At 45.1% G+C, this 21,452-nt stretch carries 16 protein-coding genes; 10 read left to right on the top strand and 6 right to left on the bottom strand.

The window, feature by feature from the left end:
* Window positions 1–21: 21 nt before the first annotated feature.
* Window positions 22–1,269: an ABC transporter permease gene (locus BC643_RS18825; protein ID WP_120274830.1), complete on the bottom strand. Its 1,248-nt coding sequence runs from the start codon at window positions 1,267–1,269 to the stop codon at window positions 22–24.
* 371 nt (window positions 1,270–1,640) lie between these two features.
* On the opposite strand from BC643_RS18825, the gene BC643_RS18820 reads away from it, so the two are divergent.
* The 8 genes from BC643_RS18820 to BC643_RS18785 all read left to right on the top strand — a co-directional run bounded on the left by BC643_RS18820 (window position 1,641) and on the right by BC643_RS18785 (window position 10,598).
* On the top strand, window positions 1,641–2,165 hold the full coding sequence (locus BC643_RS18820; protein ID WP_120274829.1) for an IS1096 element passenger TnpR family protein: 525 nt from the start codon (window positions 1,641–1,643) through the stop codon (window positions 2,163–2,165).
* 54 nt (window positions 2,166–2,219) lie between these two features.
* On the top strand, window positions 2,220–3,131 hold the full coding sequence (gene miaA / locus BC643_RS18815) for a tRNA (adenosine(37)-N6)-dimethylallyltransferase MiaA (protein ID WP_120274828.1): 912 nt from the start codon (window positions 2,220–2,222) through the stop codon (window positions 3,129–3,131).
* Window positions 3,124–3,588, top strand: a complete 465-nt coding sequence (locus BC643_RS18810; protein WP_120274827.1) for an NUDIX domain-containing protein — start codon at window positions 3,124–3,126, stop codon at window positions 3,586–3,588. Before miaA ends, BC643_RS18810 begins: the two co-directional genes overlap by 8 nt.
* Window positions 3,585–4,733, top strand: a complete 1,149-nt coding sequence (locus BC643_RS18805; RefSeq protein ID WP_120274826.1) for a glycosyltransferase — start codon at window positions 3,585–3,587, stop codon at window positions 4,731–4,733. The genes BC643_RS18810 and BC643_RS18805 overlap by 4 nt, the downstream gene beginning before the upstream one ends.
* A gap of 173 nt (window positions 4,734–4,906) precedes the next feature.
* Window positions 4,907–7,153 (top strand): RelA/SpoT family protein, encoded by a 2,247-nt coding sequence (locus tag BC643_RS18800; protein WP_120274825.1) that lies wholly within the window; start codon window positions 4,907–4,909, stop codon window positions 7,151–7,153.
* Between the two features lie 104 nt (window positions 7,154–7,257).
* Window positions 7,258–7,671 carry a Fur family transcriptional regulator gene (locus BC643_RS18795; RefSeq protein ID WP_245995024.1) on the top strand — a complete coding sequence of 138 codons (414 nt, stop codon included), beginning with the start codon at window positions 7,258–7,260 and terminating at the stop codon, window positions 7,669–7,671.
* Between the two features lie 179 nt (window positions 7,672–7,850).
* Window positions 7,851–9,128: an adenylosuccinate synthase gene (locus BC643_RS18790; RefSeq protein ID WP_120274823.1), complete on the top strand. Its 1,278-nt coding sequence runs from the start codon at window positions 7,851–7,853 to the stop codon at window positions 9,126–9,128.
* Between the two features lie 312 nt (window positions 9,129–9,440).
* Window positions 9,441–10,598 (top strand): alanine racemase, encoded by a 1,158-nt coding sequence (locus tag BC643_RS18785; RefSeq protein ID WP_120274822.1) that lies wholly within the window; start codon window positions 9,441–9,443, stop codon window positions 10,596–10,598.
* On the opposite strand, the gene BC643_RS18780 is transcribed toward BC643_RS18785, so the two are convergent.
* The 5 genes from BC643_RS18780 to BC643_RS18760 form a co-directional block, all read right to left on the bottom strand.
* Window positions 10,547–12,304, bottom strand: coding sequence for a prenyltransferase/squalene oxidase repeat-containing protein (locus BC643_RS18780; protein WP_170154621.1), 1,758 nt, complete (start codon window positions 12,302–12,304; stop codon window positions 10,547–10,549). The genes BC643_RS18785 and BC643_RS18780 overlap by 52 nt on opposite strands.
* A gap of 197 nt (window positions 12,305–12,501) precedes the next feature.
* Entirely contained in the window at window positions 12,502–13,350 is an 849-nt protein-coding gene (locus tag BC643_RS18775) for a hypothetical protein (RefSeq protein WP_120274820.1), read from the bottom strand.
* 15 nt (window positions 13,351–13,365) lie between these two features.
* Complete coding sequence (locus tag BC643_RS18770) at window positions 13,366–14,934, bottom strand: polyprenyl synthetase family protein (RefSeq protein WP_120274819.1); 1,569 nt, start codon at window positions 14,932–14,934, stop codon at window positions 13,366–13,368.
* Between the two features lie 5 nt (window positions 14,935–14,939).
* Entirely contained in the window at window positions 14,940–16,115 is a 1,176-nt protein-coding gene (locus tag BC643_RS18765; protein ID WP_120274818.1) for a radical SAM protein, read from the bottom strand.
* Between the two features lies 1 nt (window position 16,116).
* Window positions 16,117–16,887 (bottom strand): ATP-binding protein, encoded by a 771-nt coding sequence (locus BC643_RS18760; RefSeq protein ID WP_120274817.1) that lies wholly within the window; start codon window positions 16,885–16,887, stop codon window positions 16,117–16,119.
* A 415-nt stretch (window positions 16,888–17,302) separates the two neighbouring features.
* Here BC643_RS18760 and BC643_RS18755 point away from each other — a divergent pair, with 415 nt between their 5' ends.
* Entirely contained in the window at window positions 17,303–19,366 is a 2,064-nt protein-coding gene (locus tag BC643_RS18755) for a DUF3857 domain-containing protein (RefSeq protein ID WP_120274816.1), read from the top strand.
* Between the two features lie 72 nt (window positions 19,367–19,438).
* The gene (locus tag BC643_RS18750) at window positions 19,439–21,343 is read left to right on the top strand and encodes a DUF3857 domain-containing protein (RefSeq protein WP_120274815.1); all 1,905 of its coding nucleotides are present in this window, start codon (window positions 19,439–19,441) and stop codon (window positions 21,341–21,343) included.
* Window positions 21,344–21,452 lie beyond the last annotated feature (109 nt).

Below are 21,452 nucleotides of genomic sequence, written 5' to 3'. Positions count from 1 at the left end.
TCAGAAAAACGAATAGGATTACTATTCGTATCGCAAACTCTCGATTGGGTCGAGGCGAGATGCTTTTTGAGCCGGATAATAGCCCGAGACGATACCAACACCAAAACAAATCAGCACGCCGCTGAAAATCCAAAACCAGGGAACGATAAAACTGTTGCCAATTAACATCGATACAATGTTTCCGGTTAGTATCCCCAAAATAATTCCCAAAGCTCCCCCAATTTGCCCAATAATAACAGCCTCGAAAAGAAATTGCTGACGAATCAGTCGGGAATTGGCACCAATCGCCTTTCGAACACCAATTTCTCGGGTTCGTTCGGTTACCGACACCAGCATAATATTCATCAGCCCGATAGCCGCACCAAGCAAGGTAATCAATCCAATCACTGTAGCAACAATCGTAATTTTACCAATATTATCCAGCAACATCTGAACCAGGTTGTCACTCTTCTCAATATTGAAATCAGATTCGTCCTGCGGGTTTAACCCTCGAATTATGCGGAACAATCCTTCGCTTTCTCCAATTGCTGTCTCCATCAAACGCGGGTCGTCGCATTTTACCTGCACATTAAAATTCATCTGCGGGCGCGAAAAGTACGAGCGAACATTCGTGTAGGGCAATAAACACATTTCGTCACCGACTCCACCAAATCCACCTCCCTTGGCAGCCAAAGTTCCAACAACCATGTACCGCCCGCCACCGACACGAATCTCCTTCCCCACAGCATCTTCATTTTTATCAAAAAGTCGCCGCACCAAGCCATCGCCAATCAAGGCCACGTTCAATCCCGATTCCAAGTCCTGCTCCGAAATATTACGACCTGTTGCTACCTCAAAACCTGAAGTATAAATATAGTTCTCGTCGATGCCAGTAACAGAAACATTAGGGTTCGATTTCTTTGATCCGTATTTCACGGTAGCTGTGCCTGTCCCGCTGACCGAAATTGATGTCAGCGCCGGAAATTCGAATCGCTCTTTAAATGCTCGTGCCTGGTAATAATCGATGTAACTGTAGTTTTTTGTCCGAATACGACTGTGCCCTACCTGTACCCGCATACCACGGGAGGTAATCGTAAAGGTATTGGCCCCCATAAAGGTAAATTCCTTGGTAATCGAATTTTTAATAGAGTCGATTGCTGTTAAAATTCCAACCAGTGCAGTAATTCCAACGGCGATAATCAACACTGTTAAGATAGTCCTGAGCAGATTTGCTCGAATGGAATTAAGTGCAATTCGAATGTTCTCGTAGAAGAGTGTACTAAAACGCATTTGTTGCTAGACTAAAAGCATTCAAGTTCAAAAATAATCGTGGATAAACAAATAATTGGCGGTTCGTTTTTCGAAAAAAATCGAACCAAATTTGAACCGTTGAAACATCCAGTAGAAAGTCAGCATTTCGACGAAAGACAGGACTAAACCCAAATATATGATAATCAAAATGAGCAAGTTTCGTGAAATTGTTGATATTTTTTTCGCTTCTAACAAGCAAGTTTACAAACTGTTAAACCTACAAGAATATGAGTTAATGTTTTTTAACATTTATTACCTAACCTTTTTCGAAACCCAGCCGTTAAACTCACCTGTGTGCTAAAATGAAAGGAGAACAAGCACAAAACTTTCAAATTAAAACAACTTAAAAGATGGTTTACCAGTTTAAAATTTACTCAACTGAAGTACCAGATTTTACACTTACTGTCGAAACCGACAGCAAGCACACGTTTGCAGACCTTCATATTTGTATTCAAAACGCATGTGGATTTAATCCGGATCAATTGGCTTCGTTTTTCATTGCCGGTCCGAAATGCGGAAGACAAATTGAGATTACTCAACTCGACATGGGGTTCACCGGACAAAACAAATTCACAATGAAGAGAACTCCACTATGGAAACTTCTTGATCACGAAAATCAGAAGCTTTTGTATGTTTTCGATTTTTTCATGGACAGATTATTTTTTATTGAATTAACGCACATTTTTATGGGAAAAAGTCTATCAGAAACTTCAGTTACCTACAAAAACGGTAACGCCCCGTCTCAACTGTTAGAAGAAGAACTATTGGGACAGGAGATCGAAGCGAGAAAAGAAGAAGAATGTCTGGATTACGGAGATCTGGATGATTATACCGAAATTTTTGGTGAAATGGAGGATCTTACAGGAGGGCTTTAAGCCCTCCTTTTTTTTCAAAAAAACCTACCTTTGCGCTCCAACGAAAGATGATAGATGAGTAAAACAGTAATTGTTGTTTTGGGGCCTACCGGTATCGGTAAAAGCGATTTGTCGATTCGAATTGCGCAACACTTCCATACCGAGATCATTTCAGCCGATTCGCGCCAGATTTACAAAGAATTGGCAATTGGCACCGCAGTCCCTCCCGCCGATGATCTGCAAAAAGTAAAACATCACCTGATTCATAACCATTCGATCCACGATTACTATAGTGCTGCCTTGTTCGAAAAAGAAGCGCTTGAAACAATCGACGAGCTGTTTACAACCAAAGATGTTTTGGTGGTCACCGGCGGATCGATGATGTATATCGATGCGCTTTGCAAGGGAATGGATGACATTCCGGATGCCGATCAACAGATCAGGGCGCAATTAATGGAGGAACATCAGGAAAAAGGACTGGAACACATGCGCCTTCGACTCAAACAGCTCGACCCGGTTTATTACGAACAGGTCGATTTGAAGAATCCAAAACGTATTTTGCACGCGCTCGAGGTTTGCCTGACTTCGGGGAAGCCCTACTCTTCCATGCGTAAGGATCAGAAAAAGGAGCGCCCTTTCAACATACTAAAAATAGGCTTGAACCGTGATCGCCAGGAACTCTACGATCGCATCAACAGACGCGTTGACCTGATGATGGAAATGGGTCTGGAAGATGAAGCCAAAAGTGTTTTTGAATTTCACCATCTGAACTCGCTAAATACCGTGGGCTACAAGGAACTGTTTGCTTATTTCGAAGGGCAACAAGACAAGGCAACTGCGGTCGAGCTCATTAAACGAAATTCGCGCCATTATGCCCGCAAACAGCTCACCTGGTTTCGACGCGATCAGGAAATCAACTGGTTTCAACCTGAACAGGAAGAAGAGATTATCCGTTTTATAGACGACAAGCTGACACCCAATGCCTAATAATCAATTGAAACATTTCAACATTCGTGTTTACGGACTTTTCCTGAATGCGGAAAATCACGTTTTGGTTTCGGATGAATACCAACTCGACACCCGCATGACAAAATTCCCGGGCGGTGGTTTGGAATTCGGCGAAGGAACAATTGATTGCCTGCGTCGCGAAATGCGGGAAGAATGTCAGCAGGAAATTATCGACATTCAGCATTTTTACACCACCGACTTTTTTCAGCAGGCACTCTACTTCAATGATCACCAGCTAATAAGCATATATTACACCGCAAAGATTGAAGATCCTCTGAACTTCAAAGTCGGCTACAAACCCTTCGACTTTGAGGCCGACCAAAACGGAAACCAATCATTCCGCTGGGTAGATATCGGCAAAATAAATGCTGACGAATTTACTTTCCCAATTGACAAACATGTTGCAAATTTATTGAGAGAAAAATTTCAAAAATGACCTCTTCTAAAACCATTAAAATTATCGGCCCGGCCTACCCTTACCGCGGCGGACTGGCAAGTTACAACGAACGATTGGCAAAGGAGTTTCTGACTCAAGGGCATCAAGTTGATATCGAAACTTTCACGATACAATACCCCAACCTGCTGTTTCCGGGCAAAACACAATATGTTGACGGACCGGCTCCGGACAACTTAAAGATAAAACGCACAGTTAATTCGGTAAACCCTCTCAATTGGGTAACGGTTGGAAAACGAATTAAAAAAGAAAAACCGGACATTTTAATGATCCGCTACTGGCTGCCGTTTATGGCTCCGGCCTTGGGAACCATCTGTCGGATCGTGCGCTCAAACAAACACACCAAAGTTATTTGCCTGGCGGATAATATTATTCCGCACGAAAAGCGTCCCGGCGACCAACAACTGACAAGCTATTTCATGAACAGCATTGACGGGATGGTTGCCATGTCCCAATCGGTTTTAGACGACATTGACCAATTTCGGACATCGTTGCCCCGCGCACTCTGCCCGCATCCATTGTACGACAACTATGGCCAGAAGACGGACATCCACGAAGCAAAAAGCCTCTTGGGGCTTGAGCGCTCGACCAATTACTTGTTATTCTTCGGCTTTATTCGCGACTACAAAGGACTGGACCTGCTTTTGGAAGCTTTTGCGGATGATCGTCTGAAAGATTTCACTGTGAAACTGATTGTGGCCGGCGAGTTTTACACCAAGCCCGAGCCCTACCTGGAACTCATTAACAAGCTACAGCTGAACGACCGGGTGGTTCTCAAAACCGAGTTCATTCCGGAGAAACATGTAACCCGCTATTTTGGCGCTTGCGACATGGTAGTGCAACCCTACAAAAGTGCAACCCAAAGCGGAGTCACTCAAATCGGGTATCACTTCGAGAAGCCCATGCTGGTTACCAATGTTGGCGGACTTGCCGAGATTATTCCCGACAAAGTAATCGGCTACGTTACCGAGCCCAACAAAGAAAGCATTGCCGATGCCCTTGTCGATTTTTACGCGAACAACCGCAAATCGACCTTCGAAAAAAACATACTGGAAGAGAAAAAGAAATTCTCGTGGGAGAAAATGGTAGAAGCTTTCATGCAAATTGAGAGTGAAATCAAAACTTAGGTCGTTCGCTCTAAATTTTCAAGGCTTCATTTTTGAACAATTCGCACCTCTAAATTCTTTTATTCTTTATTAAAGATTGGTGAATTTTCCCGCCTAAAAACCGCGAACAAAAAGCTTTGTTTGGGCGAATAATATATATTTACCGATTACAATTTATTTTCGTAAGAGCATCTATGGAGGAAGGGATTAGCAAATTACAAACAAAGGCGGATCAGCGTCTCATCGCCGATTATTACGACGACCTGTACCGTTCGTTCGATCAACGCATATCGGACGAGGGAAAGGAACGTATCCGCAAAGCTTTTGAATTTGCCAACAATGCCCACGCTGGCGTAAAGCGGAAATCAGGTGAACCATATATTATTCACCCAATTGCAGTTGCCAAAATTGTTTCGAGTGAAATCGGCTTGGGTGCAACTTCAATCATCGCCGCTATTTTGCACGATGTGGTTGAAGATACAGACTACACGCTGACCGACATGGAAAACCTGTTCGGTAAGAAAGTAGCCGAGATCGTCGACGGCCTAACCAAACTATCGGACGAGTTCACAGCTCAGCACGATTCGAAACAGGCGACAAACTTTCGAAAAATGCTGATGACCCTTTCGAATGATGTGCGTGTGATTTTGATCAAGCTGGCCGACCGACTGCACAACATGCGCACGCTCGAGAGCATGGCTCCGCACAAACAGTTGAAAATTGCTGCCGAAACCCTCTATATTTTTGCACCGCTGGCTCACCGTCTGGGTCTTTATGCCATTAAAACCGAACTGGAAGACCTCAGCCTAAAATACAAGCAGCCGGAAACCTACAACCTGATCAAATTCCGTTTGCACAATCAAAAAGAACGACGAGATTACCTGGTTACCGAGTTCATAAAACCCATCGAGGAAGAACTCGGCAGCGAAGGAATTCAGTTCAATATCTCAGGAAGGTTGAAATCGATTTATTCCATTTGGAATAAGATGCAGACCAAAGGGGTTTCGTTTGACGAGATTTACGACTTGCTGGCCATTCGAATCGTTTTCAAACCGAAAGATAGTGTCTCGGAAAAACGTCAATGTTTCGATATTTTATCGCTAATCACGGATATTTATAAACCCAAACCCGACCGGATTCGCGACTGGATTACCATTCCGAAAGCAAACGGCTACGAGGCCTTGCACGTCACCGTGATGGGCCCGCAAGGAAAATGGGTGGAAGTTCAGATTCGAACGGAACGCATGGACGCCATTGCCGAACGTGGCTTCGCGGCACATTACAAATACAAAGGCGAATTGTCGCCCGAAACTGAACTGGACCGCTGGCTGGAGAAAATCCGGGAAATGCTGCAAAACCCGGAATCGGATGCATTGGAGTTTCTCGACGATTTTAAGATGAATCTCTACTCGCGAGAGATTGTCATCTTCACACCGAAAGGCAAGATGGTCAATTTACCGAAAGGAGCAACGGTGATCGACTTCGCCTACGAAATTCACACCGACCTCGGGAATCATTGCATCGGCGCAAAAATCAACCACAAACTGATGCCGGTTAGCCATGTCCTGGAAAGTGGTGACCAGATTGAAATTCTGACTTCGAAGTCGCAAAAGCCAGATATTGAATGGCTAAAATTCATCACAACGGCGAAAGCAAAAGCGAAAGTAAAGCAGGCCTTTAAGCTCGACAAAAAGAGACACTTCGAGGACGGTCGTGAAATCATTGAGGAAAAACTCAAATCATTTAATATCAAGCCAACTTCCGACACTCTGAAGAAGTTAACCGCTTACTATAACCTCTCCAACAAAGACCAGCTTTACGCGCAGGTCGGAATGGGTTTTATCGATTTTAACGACATCGAAAATATCCTGAAAAGCCGCCGCCAAAACAAGCTGGCCAAGTATTGGAAGCTTTCGTTTGGCAAAAAAGAAGAGGAAGAGGAACTCGACTTTGAGCTTCCCGATAAAATAATAGACAAGAAAAGTACATTCATTCTAAAAGAAGATCCGGAAGAGACCAACTACACACTGGCAAAATGCTGCCAGCCAATTCCTGGCGACAATGTGCTTGGTTACCTCACTTCGAACAACCATGTGGTTATTCACAAGCGAAATTGTCCGGTTGCCAACAAACTGATGTCGCAACAAGGCGATCGGATCATCACCGCCGAATGGACAAAATTCAAAAAACGATCTTACCTCACCCGTATAAAATTGAATGGTTTCGACCGCGTTGGAATCGTTAGCGAAATCACCAATATCATTTCCAAGCTAAATAACATAAACATGCGAACCGTAATGTTCGACACGCATGACGGAATCTTCGAAGGAGACCTGTATTTGTACATCCATAACGTTGATGATCTGAACAATCTGATCTCTCGCCTCATGAAAATCAAAGGCGTAGACAACGTGGAACGAATGGAAAAAGTAGAAGATTAATTTTTATTTAGTCTAAACTATTCTAAAAAAATTCCTATTTTTGGGCATTATTTTTAATTGGTTTTAATATGAATAGCCCCCGGACGAGAGAGACTGTCAAAAACATGTTTACTGAATATCTGGAAAAAAATGGCCACCGGAAGACACCAGAGCGTTTTGCTATTCTAGAGGAAATTTACTCCCGTGAAGGTCATTTCGATATTGAATCCCTGTACATTTCGATGAAAAACAAGAACTACAGGGTTAGTCGGGCTACACTTTATAACACCATCGATCTTTTGCTCGAATGCAAGTTGGTTGTCAAACACCAGTTCGGCAAAAACATCGCCCAATTTGAGAAAGCTTTTGCGACACTTCAACACGATCACCTGATAGATACAGGCACCGGAAAGGTTCACGAATTTTATGATCCTCGTATTCGCGAAATCATCGAAGAAGCTTGTTTGAAACACAATTTCAAACTCTCGCACCACACCCTCTATATCTATGGTGAACAAATCAATAAGCAAGCGGAATAAACTCATTATAAATTAAATCCTCTACTATAGAATAGAGGATTTTTTTATGTCGTTTGCCAAAATAATTTGTACTTTTAGCTGCCAAATATTAACCAAGCTGGCACCGTGGAAATTAGCTGTTTACGTCTTTGGCTATCTTCCGCGGTTTAATATGTCTGGGAATTTGTAAAAATCTGATAATGAAAGTAGATGTCATTTTAGGTCTCCAATGGGGAGACGAAGGAAAGGGAAAAATCGTCGACGTTTTAACCCCAAAATACGATGCGATTTCTCGCTTTCAGGGCGGTCCAAACGCCGGTCATACCTTGGAAATTAACGACCTTAAACACGTTCTTCATACCATTCCTTCCGGAATTTTCCATGAAAATAAAGCCAACATCATTGGGAACGGTGTCGTACTCGACCCAATCGTGTTTAAAAAAGAAATTGAAGGCATCCAAAAATTGGGAATCGACCTTCACAAAAACCTGTACATTTCGAAAAAAGCGCACCTGATTCTTCCAACTCATAAATTGTTGGATGCCGCTTCGGAAGCTGCCAAAGGAGACACCAAAATTGGTTCAACTTTGAAAGGAATCGGGCCGACATACAAAGATAAAATCGGTCGCGACGGTTTGCGCGTTGGCGATTTGGTTGAAAACTTTGAAGAGAAATACGCTAGCCGCGTTGTAGCTCACAAAGAACTGCTGGAAAAATTCTACCAGTTTGATTACGCAGAACTGTTGGCTCAATGGGAAAAAGAATGGATGGAAGGCGTAGAAGTGCTGAAATCGTTCACCCTGATCGACAGCGAACACATGATCAACGATTTGATTACTGACAATAAATCGGTACTGGCTGAAGGCGCACAGGGAACCCTGCTCGACATCGACTTCGGTTCTTATCCTTTCGTAACTTCATCGAACACCATTTGTGCAGGTGCTTGTACCGGTTTAGGTATCGCTCCTCAAACAATTGGCCGCGTATACGGAATTTTCAAAGCGTATTGTACCCGCGTTGGAATGGGACCATTCCCTACTGAGCTTTTCGACGAAACAGGCCAAAAGCTGCGCGACGCCGGAAACGAGTACGGATCGACAACTGGTCGCCCAAGACGTTGTGGCTGGTTAGACCTGGTAGCATTGAAATACTCAATCATGATTAACGGTGTAACCGAATTATTCATGATGAAAGCCGACGTTTTGGATAACTTCGACACCATTAAAGTTTGTACCGGCTACGAAGTTGACGGCGTAGTAACCGACAAGTTCCCCTATGAACTGAATGAAAATGTAAAACCTGTTTACGTGGAACTGGCGGGATGGAAAAGTGACCTGACGAAATTGACACACGAAAACGAATTTCCGGAAGAATTTAACGACTACATCAGCTTCATTGAAGAGGAAACCGGATTACCGATAACCATTGCTTCAGTAGGTCCAAATCGGGCTCAAACAATCATGCTGGAAAAGGAATAATTGTCATTTTTACTATAAATACATCAAAGAGCCCAAATCGGGCTCTTTTTTTTGCTACAAATTGCCACAAAAAATTTGTCTCAGATAGTGATTTAACTAACTTTAAACTCGCTGTTCGAGGAAAAATTGACTTCATGCTTGTGGAAAAGAACGTACGTGCGTTATATGTTCTTTCTTCGCACTAATCTGAATTATATTTATTTGTTCTGAGACCACTTAAAAGAACAAACGGGTATGGCCTTGTGCTGTTCGCGTTTTTCGAAAGAGATAATTAGAATAAGCGTGTAAAACAGATAACTGTTAAAAACTGATATGATGAGTATTGTTCGCCCCACATTGTTACTGGACAAAGAAATTTGCTTGCGGAATATTGCAGCGATGGCAGAAAAAGCGAAGTCAAAAGATTTAATTTTTCGCCCCCATTTTAAGACCCACCAATCGGCTGTCATCGGCGAATGGTTTCGGGAGTTTGGAGTTACAGCCATCACCGTATCCTCCGTTCGCATGGCGCAGTATTTTGCGAAGAATGGATGGGATGATATCACGATTGCTTTTCCGGCGAACATCCTCGAAGTAGACGAGATCAATGCCTTGGCAAAGCAAATCAAGCTGAACTTGCTCATCGAAAACCTGGAGTCGGTGGAGATGCTGACCAAGAAAATCAAAAGTTCGGTTGGGATTTTCATCGAGATTGACACGGGGCACAATCGCACTGGAATCGCTTCAAGTAAATACTTTGGCATCAACACGATGCTGGACGTCATTCGCGCGAACAAAAAATTCTCATTCAAAGGTTTTCTGTCACATACCGGGCACACCTACCTGGCCCAGAGCAAGCACGATATTTACAACCGGCATTTCGATGCTGTGTTGAAAATGAAAGCCTTAAAAAATTATTACAAGCGGGAATTCCCCGATTTGATCTTGTCGTTGGGCGACACACCATCTGCCAGTCTTTGCGAGAACTTTTCAGGTATCGACGAAATCAGACCCGGCAACTTTATCTTCTTCGACCTGATGCAATACCAATTGGGATCTTGCAACTTTGAAGATATCGCACTTCGGTTGGTTTGTCCTGTGATAGGCAAACACGGTAGCCGAAGCGAGGTTGTGATTTACGGTGGTGCCGCTCATATTTCGAAAGATGCGATTATTAATATTGATGGTAAGCGACTTTACGGTCAGGTTGTGATTAACCGCGACGGCGAAAAGATTCTTTTGGATGAGCGCAACTACCTGTACAAACTTAGTCAGGAACACGGCGTAATTCGAACAACAATCCAGGCTTTCAACAACTTTAACGTTGGCGATTTAATTGAAATTATTCCGGCTCACAGTTGTCTAACTGCCAACCTGATGGGCAGCTATCTGACAACCGAAGGTGAACGAATTAAAATGATGAATTGTGATTTCGACGATCAATCATCAAACGGCTCCAGCTCGAGTAATTTATTGACCGCTTCCAGATAGAAAGTCAGGGGATACAATTTTTCAAAATACCACAACGAAGCAAAATAAAGGCCGATAGGCGCGGCCTTCATACCTTCCTTTTCTTTATTGAAAAGCCAAGTAAGCCCATGATCACAAATTTCGCGATGGGAGTGATTTTCGGCTAAAGCTGAAATAGCTAAAGCAGTTTCTTCAATGCTGCCCGAGACGCCCAAAGCGGCGCCCCAGCTTCCGTCTTCATTTTGGTTTTGCTGAAGGAAGGTTTGCCCTTTGCCAACCATCTTCCGGATAATTTCCAGCTCACCTGCCTCGAGCATTTCCAGCGAAATCGTATCCTGCAGATACGTAACAACACGTGCTGTTCCGTAAACCGGGTTCGAATGATCGGACATCTGCTGATTGCCAAACCACAGCGGAATCCAACTTCCATCGTCACGCTGCTTGCTTTCGAGGAAACTAATGGCATCCCGAATCATCCGGCGAATTGCAGTCGACTCGGCAGCAGTAAACCCCCCGGCACAAGCAGACAATGCTGTTGTTAAAGCGAGAACACAATGACCGGTCAAATCGCTGGTACTTTGATCAAATGGCAACTTCCCCCATCCCCGCGAGAACGTGGGAAAACCACCATCGCTATTTTGCAGATCCTTCAGCCACAAGCATCCTTTCATAATCGCTTTCAAAACCTCTGGTTTATCACCCAGCTTCAGAAGCGCCAAAATCACTCCAGGCGTATCATCGCCATCCGGAACCGATCCCGGATAACTGGTCCATCCCCAGCCGCCCGGTCTGCTTCCATTAAACGGATGAATCACCTTGTTCTGGCATTTCAGCAAATGTGAAATCAATTTATCCTTTTGCTCTTCGCCCAATTTAGCATGAAGATTGCTCCGCATCGATTTTACGGCCAATGTCGTTACCCAAGTCGACAAATCCACATCTATTGGCCACCCACCGTCTGCGCGTTGTGTTCGTTTCAGAAAAGCAATCCCCTCATCCACCACCGATAGATTTCGGTAGCCAGCCTCAACCAAACTAAGCGACACAAAAGCTGTCAGTGGAATCGCTTCAAGAAAACCGCCACTTTCAGGCATCATCGCCTGCAAACGTTTCAAGGCCGGTTTTATCGAGAAGTGACGAATTAACCGCCAAAGGAAATTGGAGCGCTTCTTTTTATAAACCACAATTCCGACGGCCACCAAAGCCGGAATGGCATAACTCACCACGCTCAGTTTAAGAAAACGGTAAAAACCGCGAGGAAGTAACGCCAGCTCGAACGGCAATTGCGGAACCGACCGAAAAGCTTCCGGGCCGGGTACGCCACAAAGCCCGCACAAAGTTAAAATGGGTACTGAAAAAGTGTAGTCTTTTTGATAGTGATTTAAAATAAAGCGGGATACTTCATCCGATTCAACATCGATTCCTTTTTTAACCAGCCACCCTCTGACTTTTTTCCGGAGCAAATTAGTCGTTTCATCCGTTGCCGCATATAGATTGACCGCGGCATAAACCAACAAGCTCGTACTCACATTTCCCGGACTATCCACCGTATCTCCAAAACTACCATCGGTATTTACATGCTGTTGAAGCCAATTCAGGCCACGCTGAATTTCGGGTTTGTGCTCGCGAGAGTCATGAAAATGCAAGGCTGCAATGGAAACGGCAACAGCCAGTGCACTGGAAGAAAGTTCCCCTTTCCAATAACCGTCGGGATTCATCTCTTCCATGAGTAACCGATTCAAGCTTGCCGATTTGTACTGAAGTCGTTTTCGATTCATAAACTAGTGAAAAAGTCAACCCTTAAAAGTAAAAGTAAAATGACGAAAGGCAAAAGTGTATTTGGTACTTACGAATGACTATTTACCATTTACAGGTCTCTACTCTTGGACCTCGAATTTGATATTTGGAACTTTAAACTTGGAACTCACGACTCATTACTCAGGTCTCCAACCAACTCAGCCAAACTCCCCAGCGCCAGCAAGCCATAAAAGGTGTATTCCAAATCCGGTTGCGGATCATCATCTCCCGCCACAAAGGCTCCGTTTCGATAATTCTGCTGAATAAACTCCAAACTGTCGGGAGCAATTGCTCGCAGGTCTGTCCCGGATTGAAGCAATGCAAATAACGCAACGCCGGTTGACAAAAGATCAGGCTCGTTCATTCCGCGAAATGCCACAAATGCTCCGTCCTTTTGAAAACTGGATAATAAGTCCGCGCCTAATTTCGAAGTACTCAAGCCCAATGAAGACCGGGCAACCATCAAAGCCGCAATCACGCTCGACGGAACCTGTTTCGGAACCGGGTAAAAGCGCAACATCCAGCGGCCCAAAAATCGCAGCCAGCCCTTTTGTCCGTATGAAGCATCAACGAGCAGCAACGCCAAAAACAGTTGATAAGTAAAATTGGCCGGGAAGTCGCGCATCATTAACTTTTGCGCCAAGTTGTATGCCGATAGTCGCTTACCCAAACACGTTTGCTGCAAAAACAAGAGCGCAAAACGATGAACACCGTTTTTCTGATCTTCCAATTTTTGTTCTTCAAGCCAACTATTCAATGTTGATAACGAATCCTCCGAGTCGAGCGCTTCGGCCAGCCAGCTCCCAAAAACCGAATAATACAAATCGGGCGCTCCTCCCCGATCGGTGTAACCACCGGACGAATGTTGCGACTGACGCACAAAATTAGCAATTTCCGTCTGCTGCGTATCGCCTAGTAAACTCAGTCCCTTCCGGACAGTTTCAATAAATTGCAGGTATAATTTTGGATGAGGCATCAATAGTACGCTGATCTAAAAGATTTTTCCCACTACGCCATAGAGGCTGAGTTTCAACTTCAAATTCTGCAGTTGATCCAATTCGTTGTAGCATTTCTGAACGTACAAATCCCGATAAGCATCGGCATGCAAATCAACCTGCTCCCGTTCAATCAACTCCCGAAGCTGTGTCAGGTTTCCTCTTTGAAAGAGCTTGAGCATCTCCTCGTCCTTACTTTCCTCCAAGCGTTCTTTCAACAAGGCCAACAAAAAAGGAAAATGATGGATGTGTTCCTTCGCCTGTTCCGACCGAAATTCATTCAAATCGTCCCTGATTTGGTAAGCAATTCCAAACCAATCGGCAAAACGACTGAGCGATTCCAAATCTTCTTGCGGCGCACCACCATTAATCGCGCCGAGCAGCAAGGCCACTTTAATCGCCTCGCCAGTCTTTCGGGTAAAAATTTGAAGCACCTCGTCAACTGAAAAACGAAACAGCTCCTCGCTCATGCGCAGATCGTCTCCTTGACCGGCCGACAGGTTCAGGTGCGACTGTGCCACCACCATCAGCGAACGGGCAATTAATTCGGGAGCAACCTGCAATCCAGCCAGAAGCTGGTATCCTTTTCCGATCAGGAAATCGCCGACGTTGATCGCCACCGGAATTCCATGCGTACGATGCAGCGTTTTTTGTTCGTATCGAAAGTCGTCATCGTCTTCAATATCATCGTGAATGAGCGAAGCCTTGTGGAAACACTCAATAATGACTGCCAAAGCTTGCTGCACCTCGTCGCGCGGTTGAGTTTCATAGGAACGGTAAGCCAAAACCGTGATCAAAGGTCGGATACGTTGGCCGCCAACTTCCAGCATCTGCCGGGCAAGCAACTCGGCTTCACTCTGATCCCGAAAATAATTTTTTAAGGTGAAGGTGGTAAAATAGTCTTCCACATGATCTTTCAACAACGACACCGACAACGGCTGTTTATCCGGATGCGGCCGATATTGGTGCATCTCCTCAAACAGCCAGCCATAATCCACGTTGGTATTCTCGCAGCCATCGTACAACAAAGGCAGGCCCATCACCGGAACAGCAGCGCGGGAAACTGGCTCGAACGAACGTTGCAGCACAGGCATACAGCTCACACCGATTACCGCATCAATAGCGCCTTCTTCCACCAGACCAACGGCAACAGTCGTTCCTTCGGCAACCAAGGTCGTGTAGCCCAACGCTTCGGCCTTACCGAGTACCGAGTCAATCTGGCATCCTTTACACCCGGCACAAATCAGTCCCAGCGAATCCATCTCTCCCTGGCAGGATTGCGTATTTTTCAGGCATTGCGGCAACAGCAACAATCGCCGTTCGAAAGGCGTGGCAGCAATCACATCGCGCCACAGTTCGTTTCCGCACAACACCATGGTAAAATCAAGAAATTCATGATCAAGTCCTTGCTGTTCCAATACTTCCATGGCTAAAGCCTCAAGCGCTTCTAATTGCAGCGGAGGTTGCAATTGACGCGAACGCACGAAATCAGCCGCCGCATGACGCAGCTGGTTGCGTAATTTCACATCCTTTGGAACCTTCAATAATCGTTGCGACTTAATCATCAATTTTATCCGTAAGCGCCCAATCCGAAAAAGGCGCGGTTTTTAGCAAAGCGGTACAATTTGTTTTTCTCCGGGATCACTGTTCCCGAACCATGGCTGCAAACACGAGGCATTTGCCGTAAGCGTTCGGCTTCGTTATCCCTTCCCGAGCTGTCGACGGCTCCATATTTTTCAACAAAATCGGCCAGCCATTGCGGATCTTCCATCACAATACAGCCGGAGGTTTTTCGAGTCAGTTCAGCCTTCAAATCCCACAGAAAGGCAGAATCCTTGTAAATAGACTTCAGCGGTTTATCGTCAACATGATCCGCAGCGAACTGAATAACGGGGCAAGGCTCAATGTAGCCCGAAGCGTTGATGTGATGACTCAGCCCGGAAGCGGCAGGACACAAACCGTTGCCATCCCCATCCCAATACGCGTCAATAATCAGCAACTTCGATTTCGTTCTCGCCTCAACCATGTGCCGGCGTAACCGGTCAATTTCGTCCCGGTCCAAACACAGTTCAACCGTTGCATTTTCACCAACCGGCCGGTAAATGTAGTACCACAGGTACAACACACCTTTGTCCACCAGCGACTGCATAAACTCATCCGACAGGGCCATCTCCAGGTTCGACTTACAGACGCTTATTGCCACACCGGTTATCAATCCGGCTTGCGTGGCATTTTCAATGGCTTTCTGCGTACGTTGGAAAACATTATTCCCTCCTCGCCGCACATCAGCCACTTGCTCGTCACCTTCAAAACTGATAAGCGGATTGACATTGCCGCAAGCACGAAGCTTTTCTGCCACTTCAGGCGTGAGTAGTGTTCCGTTTGTAAACAGTTGGAAATAACAATCCGAGTGCTTTTTGAAAATATCGAAAAGCGGCTTATACAGCAAAGGCTCGCCACCCAAAATTCCGAAAAAATATGATCCCTGCGCTTTGGTTTCCGTAATAATCCGGTCGAGCTGCTCGGGCGACATGCGGCTGTTTTTCTTTTTCCCCATGACCCAACAGCCCTGGCAATTGAGGTTACAATCGTCGGTAACCGAAATAAAATGAAAAGCCGGGAAAAACTCGCCTTTCTTCAGGCGCTTTTGAAAACGGCTGAACCCGACTGCTCCCTTGATGCCCATGTTATACACAAACTTATACAGGCAACGACGATCGGTTTTAAAGAGCAACTGTTTCAGCATCCTATTCTTCTTTTTGATTCATTTTCCGAACTTCTTCGAGCGCTTTTTGGCGCTCCTCCTCAGCCAGCTGCATAACACCCTGCCGAAAAATAGACTGTCGCGATTTATTCCGCTCATTCAACATGACAAACAAACTGCTTTGCTTCTCAGCAATGGTTTTATCTTTTTCAAGCGGTTCGGCTCCTGAAAGAACACTATTCTCGGGTAAACGCGGGAAAATAATGGCTTGCGTTGGACAGGTTCGCCCACAGGCCGGACAATTATTCTTGCAGTTGAGCGGATGCACCACTTCCAGGTTTTTCTTATCGAAGCGGTACACACCAAACAAACAGAAGCGCGCACATTGTCCGCAAGAAATACAGCGAGACTGGTCAATTACCGGATACCAGGCGGGAACTTCCAAATCAGTTTTCTCAACCAAATAGTTGCTCTCGCCTTCCGGGATCGAAAAACGGGATTTTAATTCTGAAATGATCGCTTCATTATTAAGTGTCCGGAAGTTCAAAACGTCAAATTCGCCTAAACGGGCACCACCCTGCTGCAACATATTTTTGACAGCGCGCGGGAAACAGGCAATAATAGTTGTCTGCTCGTAACCAGCTGTTAAGTTCCCGAGTTTTGGAGCATCATGAACGGAGAAAGCACACAAATCATGCAACTCGACGACATCTGCCTCAAGCTTCCTGAGCTCCGCGGATAATTCAGCGGCCCTCTGCGGAGCGATCAGTCCGGCGCCACAATTGCAGAAAAGGATCGATTTAGTGTGTTTCATTCGTTAGCTGAGAATTCAAATACTAAATAAATGAAATTCTGCGGGAAACAGAAATGCGGGACTCCCCGAATAAAGCACCGTTAACAAGCATTTACAATTCAGCCTTGTTCCTCTTCAAAGTTCACTCTTGGGTAGAATCGACTGCAAACACCTCAGTAAGTATACCATATATCAGCAATGAAACCATTGTCAAATCCGATGATTCGTAAAAATCAGACACCAACACAGCACAGCTATAAACCTATACAGAAACAGGTTAAAGCTCCATTTTATATATACAAATTATAAATAAGCAAGAGCTGATACATATCTCAAAGAAATATTATAATAAATTAAAAAAATCTACTATTTTACTCCTGTTAAAACTGGAAGAAGAACTGTACACTGCTTTGCGTATAACCAAAACCTCAGATATATGATAAAAAGATCCCTCTTTGTAATTTGCGGGCTATGCTTTTGGGTGTTCCAAAATGAAGCCCGGGCTGACGAAGATGTCAATACAAAATTTGGCAAAATCAGCATGGACGAAATGACAGCAGACGTTTGTCCGATCGACTCGAATGCCTATGCCTATTACATTTTTGATACCGGAAACACCGAATTCAGATATGCCGAGTCGACGATCCGGTCAAACGACAGCTCTTCTTCCCAAAAAGGATTTCAACTTTATTTCCAACGGCATTTCCGTATCAAAATCCTTAAAAAGGAAGGATTCGACTGGGGAGATTTCAGTATTCCACTTTATGTAGATGGCGCCGACGAAGAAAAATTGCTCGGGTTTAAAGCCTTCACTTACACACTGGAAGGTGGGACTATTGAAAAAACAAAACTTGAAAACAAAGATGCGAAAGTTGAAGAAACCAGCGAACATATCAATACGCTGAAATTTGCGATGCCTAACCTGAAAGAAGGCTGTATTATTGAAGTGCAATACCAAATTGTATCCGATTTTCTTTTCAATTTGCAGGAATGGTATTTTCAATCAACAATCCCGGTACTGCACAGCGAATATCGGGTTGACATTCCGGAGTATTTCCATTACAACCAAGCACAAAAAGGATACTTCCCCGTTGATGTAAAAACCGACCGACGCTCGGATAAATTCTCAATTACCTACATTCAACAGGAACAAGGCTCGCAGCAAGGGTACAAATACACGCAGGACTACGATTTCGTTGAATATATTTCAGAGTATTCAGCCAATAATATTCCGGCTTTTCCAAATGAGAAATTTTTGCACTCGCGTGAAAACTACGTCAGCAAAGTTGAGTTTGAATTGGCATACACGAAGTTCCCAAATGCAAACATGCACTACTACACAACGACCTGGGAAGCCACAGACGACAAGCTACAACAAAGCTATAATTTCGGTCGCGAGCTCTCGAAAGAGGGACACTTGAAAGAGGCTGTTGAACAACTGAAAGCAACCGGCTACACCGATATTCCGCTGATGGGCGCTGCATTAAACTACATGCAATCGCAAATGAGCTGGAACGGCAAGCGCTCGATTTACACCACTTCATCGGTTAACAAAGCTTTTAAAGACGGTGAAGGCAATGTTGCCGATATCAACCTCAACCTGGTTATTCTGCTGCGCCAGCTGGGCTTCAAGGCATCGCCGCTTATTCTGAGCACACAGGATCACGGGATTATCCTGTTGGGGCGTCCGTCGCTGACCCGCTTCAATTATGTGATTGCACATGTGCAGACTGCCGATGGCACATTCCTGCTGGATGCGACCGACCCATCTTCTTTCATCAACTTATTGCCCATCCGCTGCCTGAATGACAAGGGACGGATTATTGGCGACGCAGCTGAAAAATGGGTCGAACTGCATAGCCTGCAACCGTACGTTTCGCGCTCGTACGCCGTGATGCAAATTGACAGCAGTATGAATGTAAGCGGAAAAGTAAAAAAGAAACTCGAAGGTTACGCAGCCTACAAGTTTAAAGATGAAGCCCGCAAATCGAGCTCTTTGGATGAGTTCATTAAAAGCATTGAAGAAAAAGATTCGAAGTTGAAAATTTCGGACATGGAAGTTCCCCCAATCGACTCGATGGGACTGAACTTTGCCATTACCTATAAGGTTGATGCCAGCCAAATGATAATGAACGCCGGCGATATGGCCTACCTCAACATCAGTATCGACCCGTTTTACGACGAAAACCCGTTCAAACTGGATAAGCGTGAATTCCCGGTTGAATTCGACTACCCGATGAGCCTGCAACAATCGTTGACGATTACGTTGCCGGAGAATTTCGAGGTGTCTGAAGTTCCGGAAACCATCACCTTCCAGCTGCCCAACTCGGCAGGCACCTTTAGCTACCGATGCCTTTCGATGACAGGTACCCTTCAAATCAGCTCTGCCGTCACCATCCGCAAAGACATGTTCCTGCCGGATGAATATGCAGAATTGAAACAATTCATTCAAGGCGTGATTGAAAAGCAAAACGAGATGATCGTTTTCAAGTCCATTTAGAGATTTTTTTCCCAAACTAGTTTTAGCCGGGATGATCGCCAGTCGGTCATTCCCGGCCAAACAACTATCATTATGAAATACAGCTTATTTTTCATCCTGATCGTCGCTTTCGGTTTTCAACTGGCAGCACAAAATCCATTCAGTGCCGATTTAATTCCCGATTCATTGAAAGAGAATGCGTGGGCAGTCATCCGTCAATCGGAAACAACCTTTAAACGTAGCACACTCAACAAATATTCAATGACCGTGCATAAGGTGATCACCATTCTTAATCCCAAAGGTGAACGCTTTTCCGGCATCTACGTTGGTTACGATCAGGATTCAGAAATAAGCGAACTCAAAGGTTACCTGTACGATGCAAAGGGCACAGCAATTGGCTCCATCCGAAAAAACGACTTTTCCGACGTAGCCGCCACCGGTAGCAGCACGCTGCTAAGCGACGACCGTGCAAAATATTTTGAACCGGCCATTAACAAATACCCGTACACCATCGCATACACTTACACGGTCGACTACAAAAGCATCCTCAAGTTTTCCAACTGGATTCCCTGCGAGGATTTCTATGTTTCGGTGGAAGATGCCAAACTTACGGTGAGTTCGCCCGACGAGTTCGACATTCGCTACAAAAGCCGGAATTACGATTTCCAGTTTGAAGAGCAAAAAGCCGAAGGGACAACGACAATGAGCTGGTCGGCAAAAAGCCTGAAAGCTTCGGTTTACGACTACGGGCGATTGGGCTATTACGAGATCTTCCCCATCGTAATTGTCATGCCCAACCAGTTTAGCTTCGATGGTTTCGAAGGAGATTTCACCAGCTGGGAAACTTATGGCCAATGGGTTTATCAATTACTCTCCGGTCGCGACGAACTCCCGCAAAGCACGATCGCCGAGATCGAGAAACTGACAGCGGGGATAACTGATGAGCACGAAAAAGTAAAGGTCTTGTACAAATACCTGCAGCAGAAAACCCGCTACGTAGCCATCATGTACGGCATTGGAGGATTCCAACCCGCACCTGCCAGCAATGTGGATGAAAAAGGCTACGGCGACTGTAAAGCGTTGAGCAACTACATGCGTAGTCTACTGGAGCATGTCGGTATTCGTGCCTACTACACTGAAATTGGCAACGGGCTGGATCAGAAAATCATCTACCCCGAATTCGCAACGGCAAGCCAAACCAACCATGTCATCCTGTGCGTTCCCTTTGAGCAAGACACGACCTGGCTCGAGTGCACCAGCCAGAATTACCCGGCGGGATACATCGGAACTTCCAACTCGGACCGATATGCCCTGATGATTACCGAAGAAGGTGGAAAACTGGTTAGAACACCGGTTTATCGCACCAACGACAATCGCAGAGAAAGCACTATCAGACTGAACCTTTCGGAAAGCGGCCCTACCGAAGTCAACCTTCAGAGCGACTTTAAAAACGGGCAGTTTGAAGAAATCTTTGGACTTGCGCACCTGTCGCGCGACGATCAAAAGAAGATCCTGCTGCGCCACCTGGATGCCGACGGACTCGAGCTAAGCGACTATTCTGTCTCGGATTTGACTGACACGGTAACCATGGCGCGCCTGAACGTCAATGGCAAAATGAGCGGCGTTTGTTCAAAAGCCGGCACCCGGCTGATGGTAAAACCGAGCTTTCTGTTTTCGAACGATTTCCCCAAAAGCCTGAGCAAAAAACGGACAACCGCTTTGTACGAACCTGTGGGCTATGAATACTGCGACTCACTGGTGATAAACCTGCCCGAATCGTACGAGGTTGAATTTACGCCGGAGGACAAAAGCCTGGAAAACCAGTACGGCGCTTGCAACTATCGCTATCAGAAAAACGAAAAGCAAATGATCATCGAGCGGAAAATCCACATCAACAAAGGCACCTACGAGCCTGATCAATTCATGATGGTGAACCTGTTCCTGGCCTTTTGCGACAAAATGGACCACACCGGATTCGTTCTGAAAAAGAATAATTAGCGGGATTACAAATCCACGAGTTAAAAGGGATCGGATTACAAATCCGATCCAGCAACTGGTTCTATCCATGGATTTGAAAATCTGCTCGTCCGGATTTATAATCCGGACG

Origin of the sequence: Mangrovibacterium diazotrophicum (assembly GCF_003610535.1) — a bacterium.
Taxonomy (GTDB): domain Bacteria; phylum Bacteroidota; class Bacteroidia; order Bacteroidales; family Prolixibacteraceae; genus Mangrovibacterium; species Mangrovibacterium diazotrophicum.
Note: the sequence above shows the minus strand (reverse complement) of the source record. Positions and strands in the feature narration are given on the sequence as shown.

What these genes read in the sequence shown, in the direction of transcription:
- BC643_RS18825 (WP_120274830.1), bottom strand. Translation starts at nt 1,269, where the DNA reads ATGCGTTTTAGTACACTCTTCTACGAGAACATTCGAATTGCACTTAAT.
- BC643_RS18820 (WP_120274829.1), top strand. Translation starts at nt 1,641, where the DNA reads ATGGTTTACCAGTTTAAAATTTACTCAACTGAAGTACCAGATTTTACA.
- miaA (WP_120274828.1), top strand. Translation starts at nt 2,220, where the DNA reads ATGAGTAAAACAGTAATTGTTGTTTTGGGGCCTACCGGTATCGGTAAA.
- BC643_RS18810 (WP_120274827.1), top strand. Translation starts at nt 3,124, where the DNA reads ATGCCTAATAATCAATTGAAACATTTCAACATTCGTGTTTACGGACTT.
- BC643_RS18805 (WP_120274826.1), top strand. Translation starts at nt 3,585, where the DNA reads ATGACCTCTTCTAAAACCATTAAAATTATCGGCCCGGCCTACCCTTAC.
- BC643_RS18800 (WP_120274825.1), top strand. Translation starts at nt 4,907, where the DNA reads ATGGAGGAAGGGATTAGCAAATTACAAACAAAGGCGGATCAGCGTCTC.
- BC643_RS18795 (WP_245995024.1), top strand. Translation starts at nt 7,258, where the DNA reads ATGTTTACTGAATATCTGGAAAAAAATGGCCACCGGAAGACACCAGAG.
- BC643_RS18790 (WP_120274823.1), top strand. Translation starts at nt 7,851, where the DNA reads ATGAAAGTAGATGTCATTTTAGGTCTCCAATGGGGAGACGAAGGAAAG.
- BC643_RS18785 (WP_120274822.1), top strand. Translation starts at nt 9,441, where the DNA reads ATGATGAGTATTGTTCGCCCCACATTGTTACTGGACAAAGAAATTTGC.
- BC643_RS18780 (WP_170154621.1), bottom strand. Translation starts at nt 12,304, where the DNA reads ATGGAAGAGATGAATCCCGACGGTTATTGGAAAGGGGAACTTTCTTCC.
- BC643_RS18775 (WP_120274820.1), bottom strand. Translation starts at nt 13,350, where the DNA reads ATGCCTCATCCAAAATTATACCTGCAATTTATTGAAACTGTCCGGAAG.
- BC643_RS18770 (WP_120274819.1), bottom strand. Translation starts at nt 14,934, where the DNA reads ATGATTAAGTCGCAACGATTATTGAAGGTTCCAAAGGATGTGAAATTA.
- BC643_RS18765 (WP_120274818.1), bottom strand. Translation starts at nt 16,115, where the DNA reads ATGCTGAAACAGTTGCTCTTTAAAACCGATCGTCGTTGCCTGTATAAG.
- BC643_RS18760 (WP_120274817.1), bottom strand. Translation starts at nt 16,887, where the DNA reads ATGAAACACACTAAATCGATCCTTTTCTGCAATTGTGGCGCCGGACTG.
- BC643_RS18755 (WP_120274816.1), top strand. Translation starts at nt 17,303, where the DNA reads ATGATAAAAAGATCCCTCTTTGTAATTTGCGGGCTATGCTTTTGGGTG.
- BC643_RS18750 (WP_120274815.1), top strand. Translation starts at nt 19,439, where the DNA reads ATGAAATACAGCTTATTTTTCATCCTGATCGTCGCTTTCGGTTTTCAA.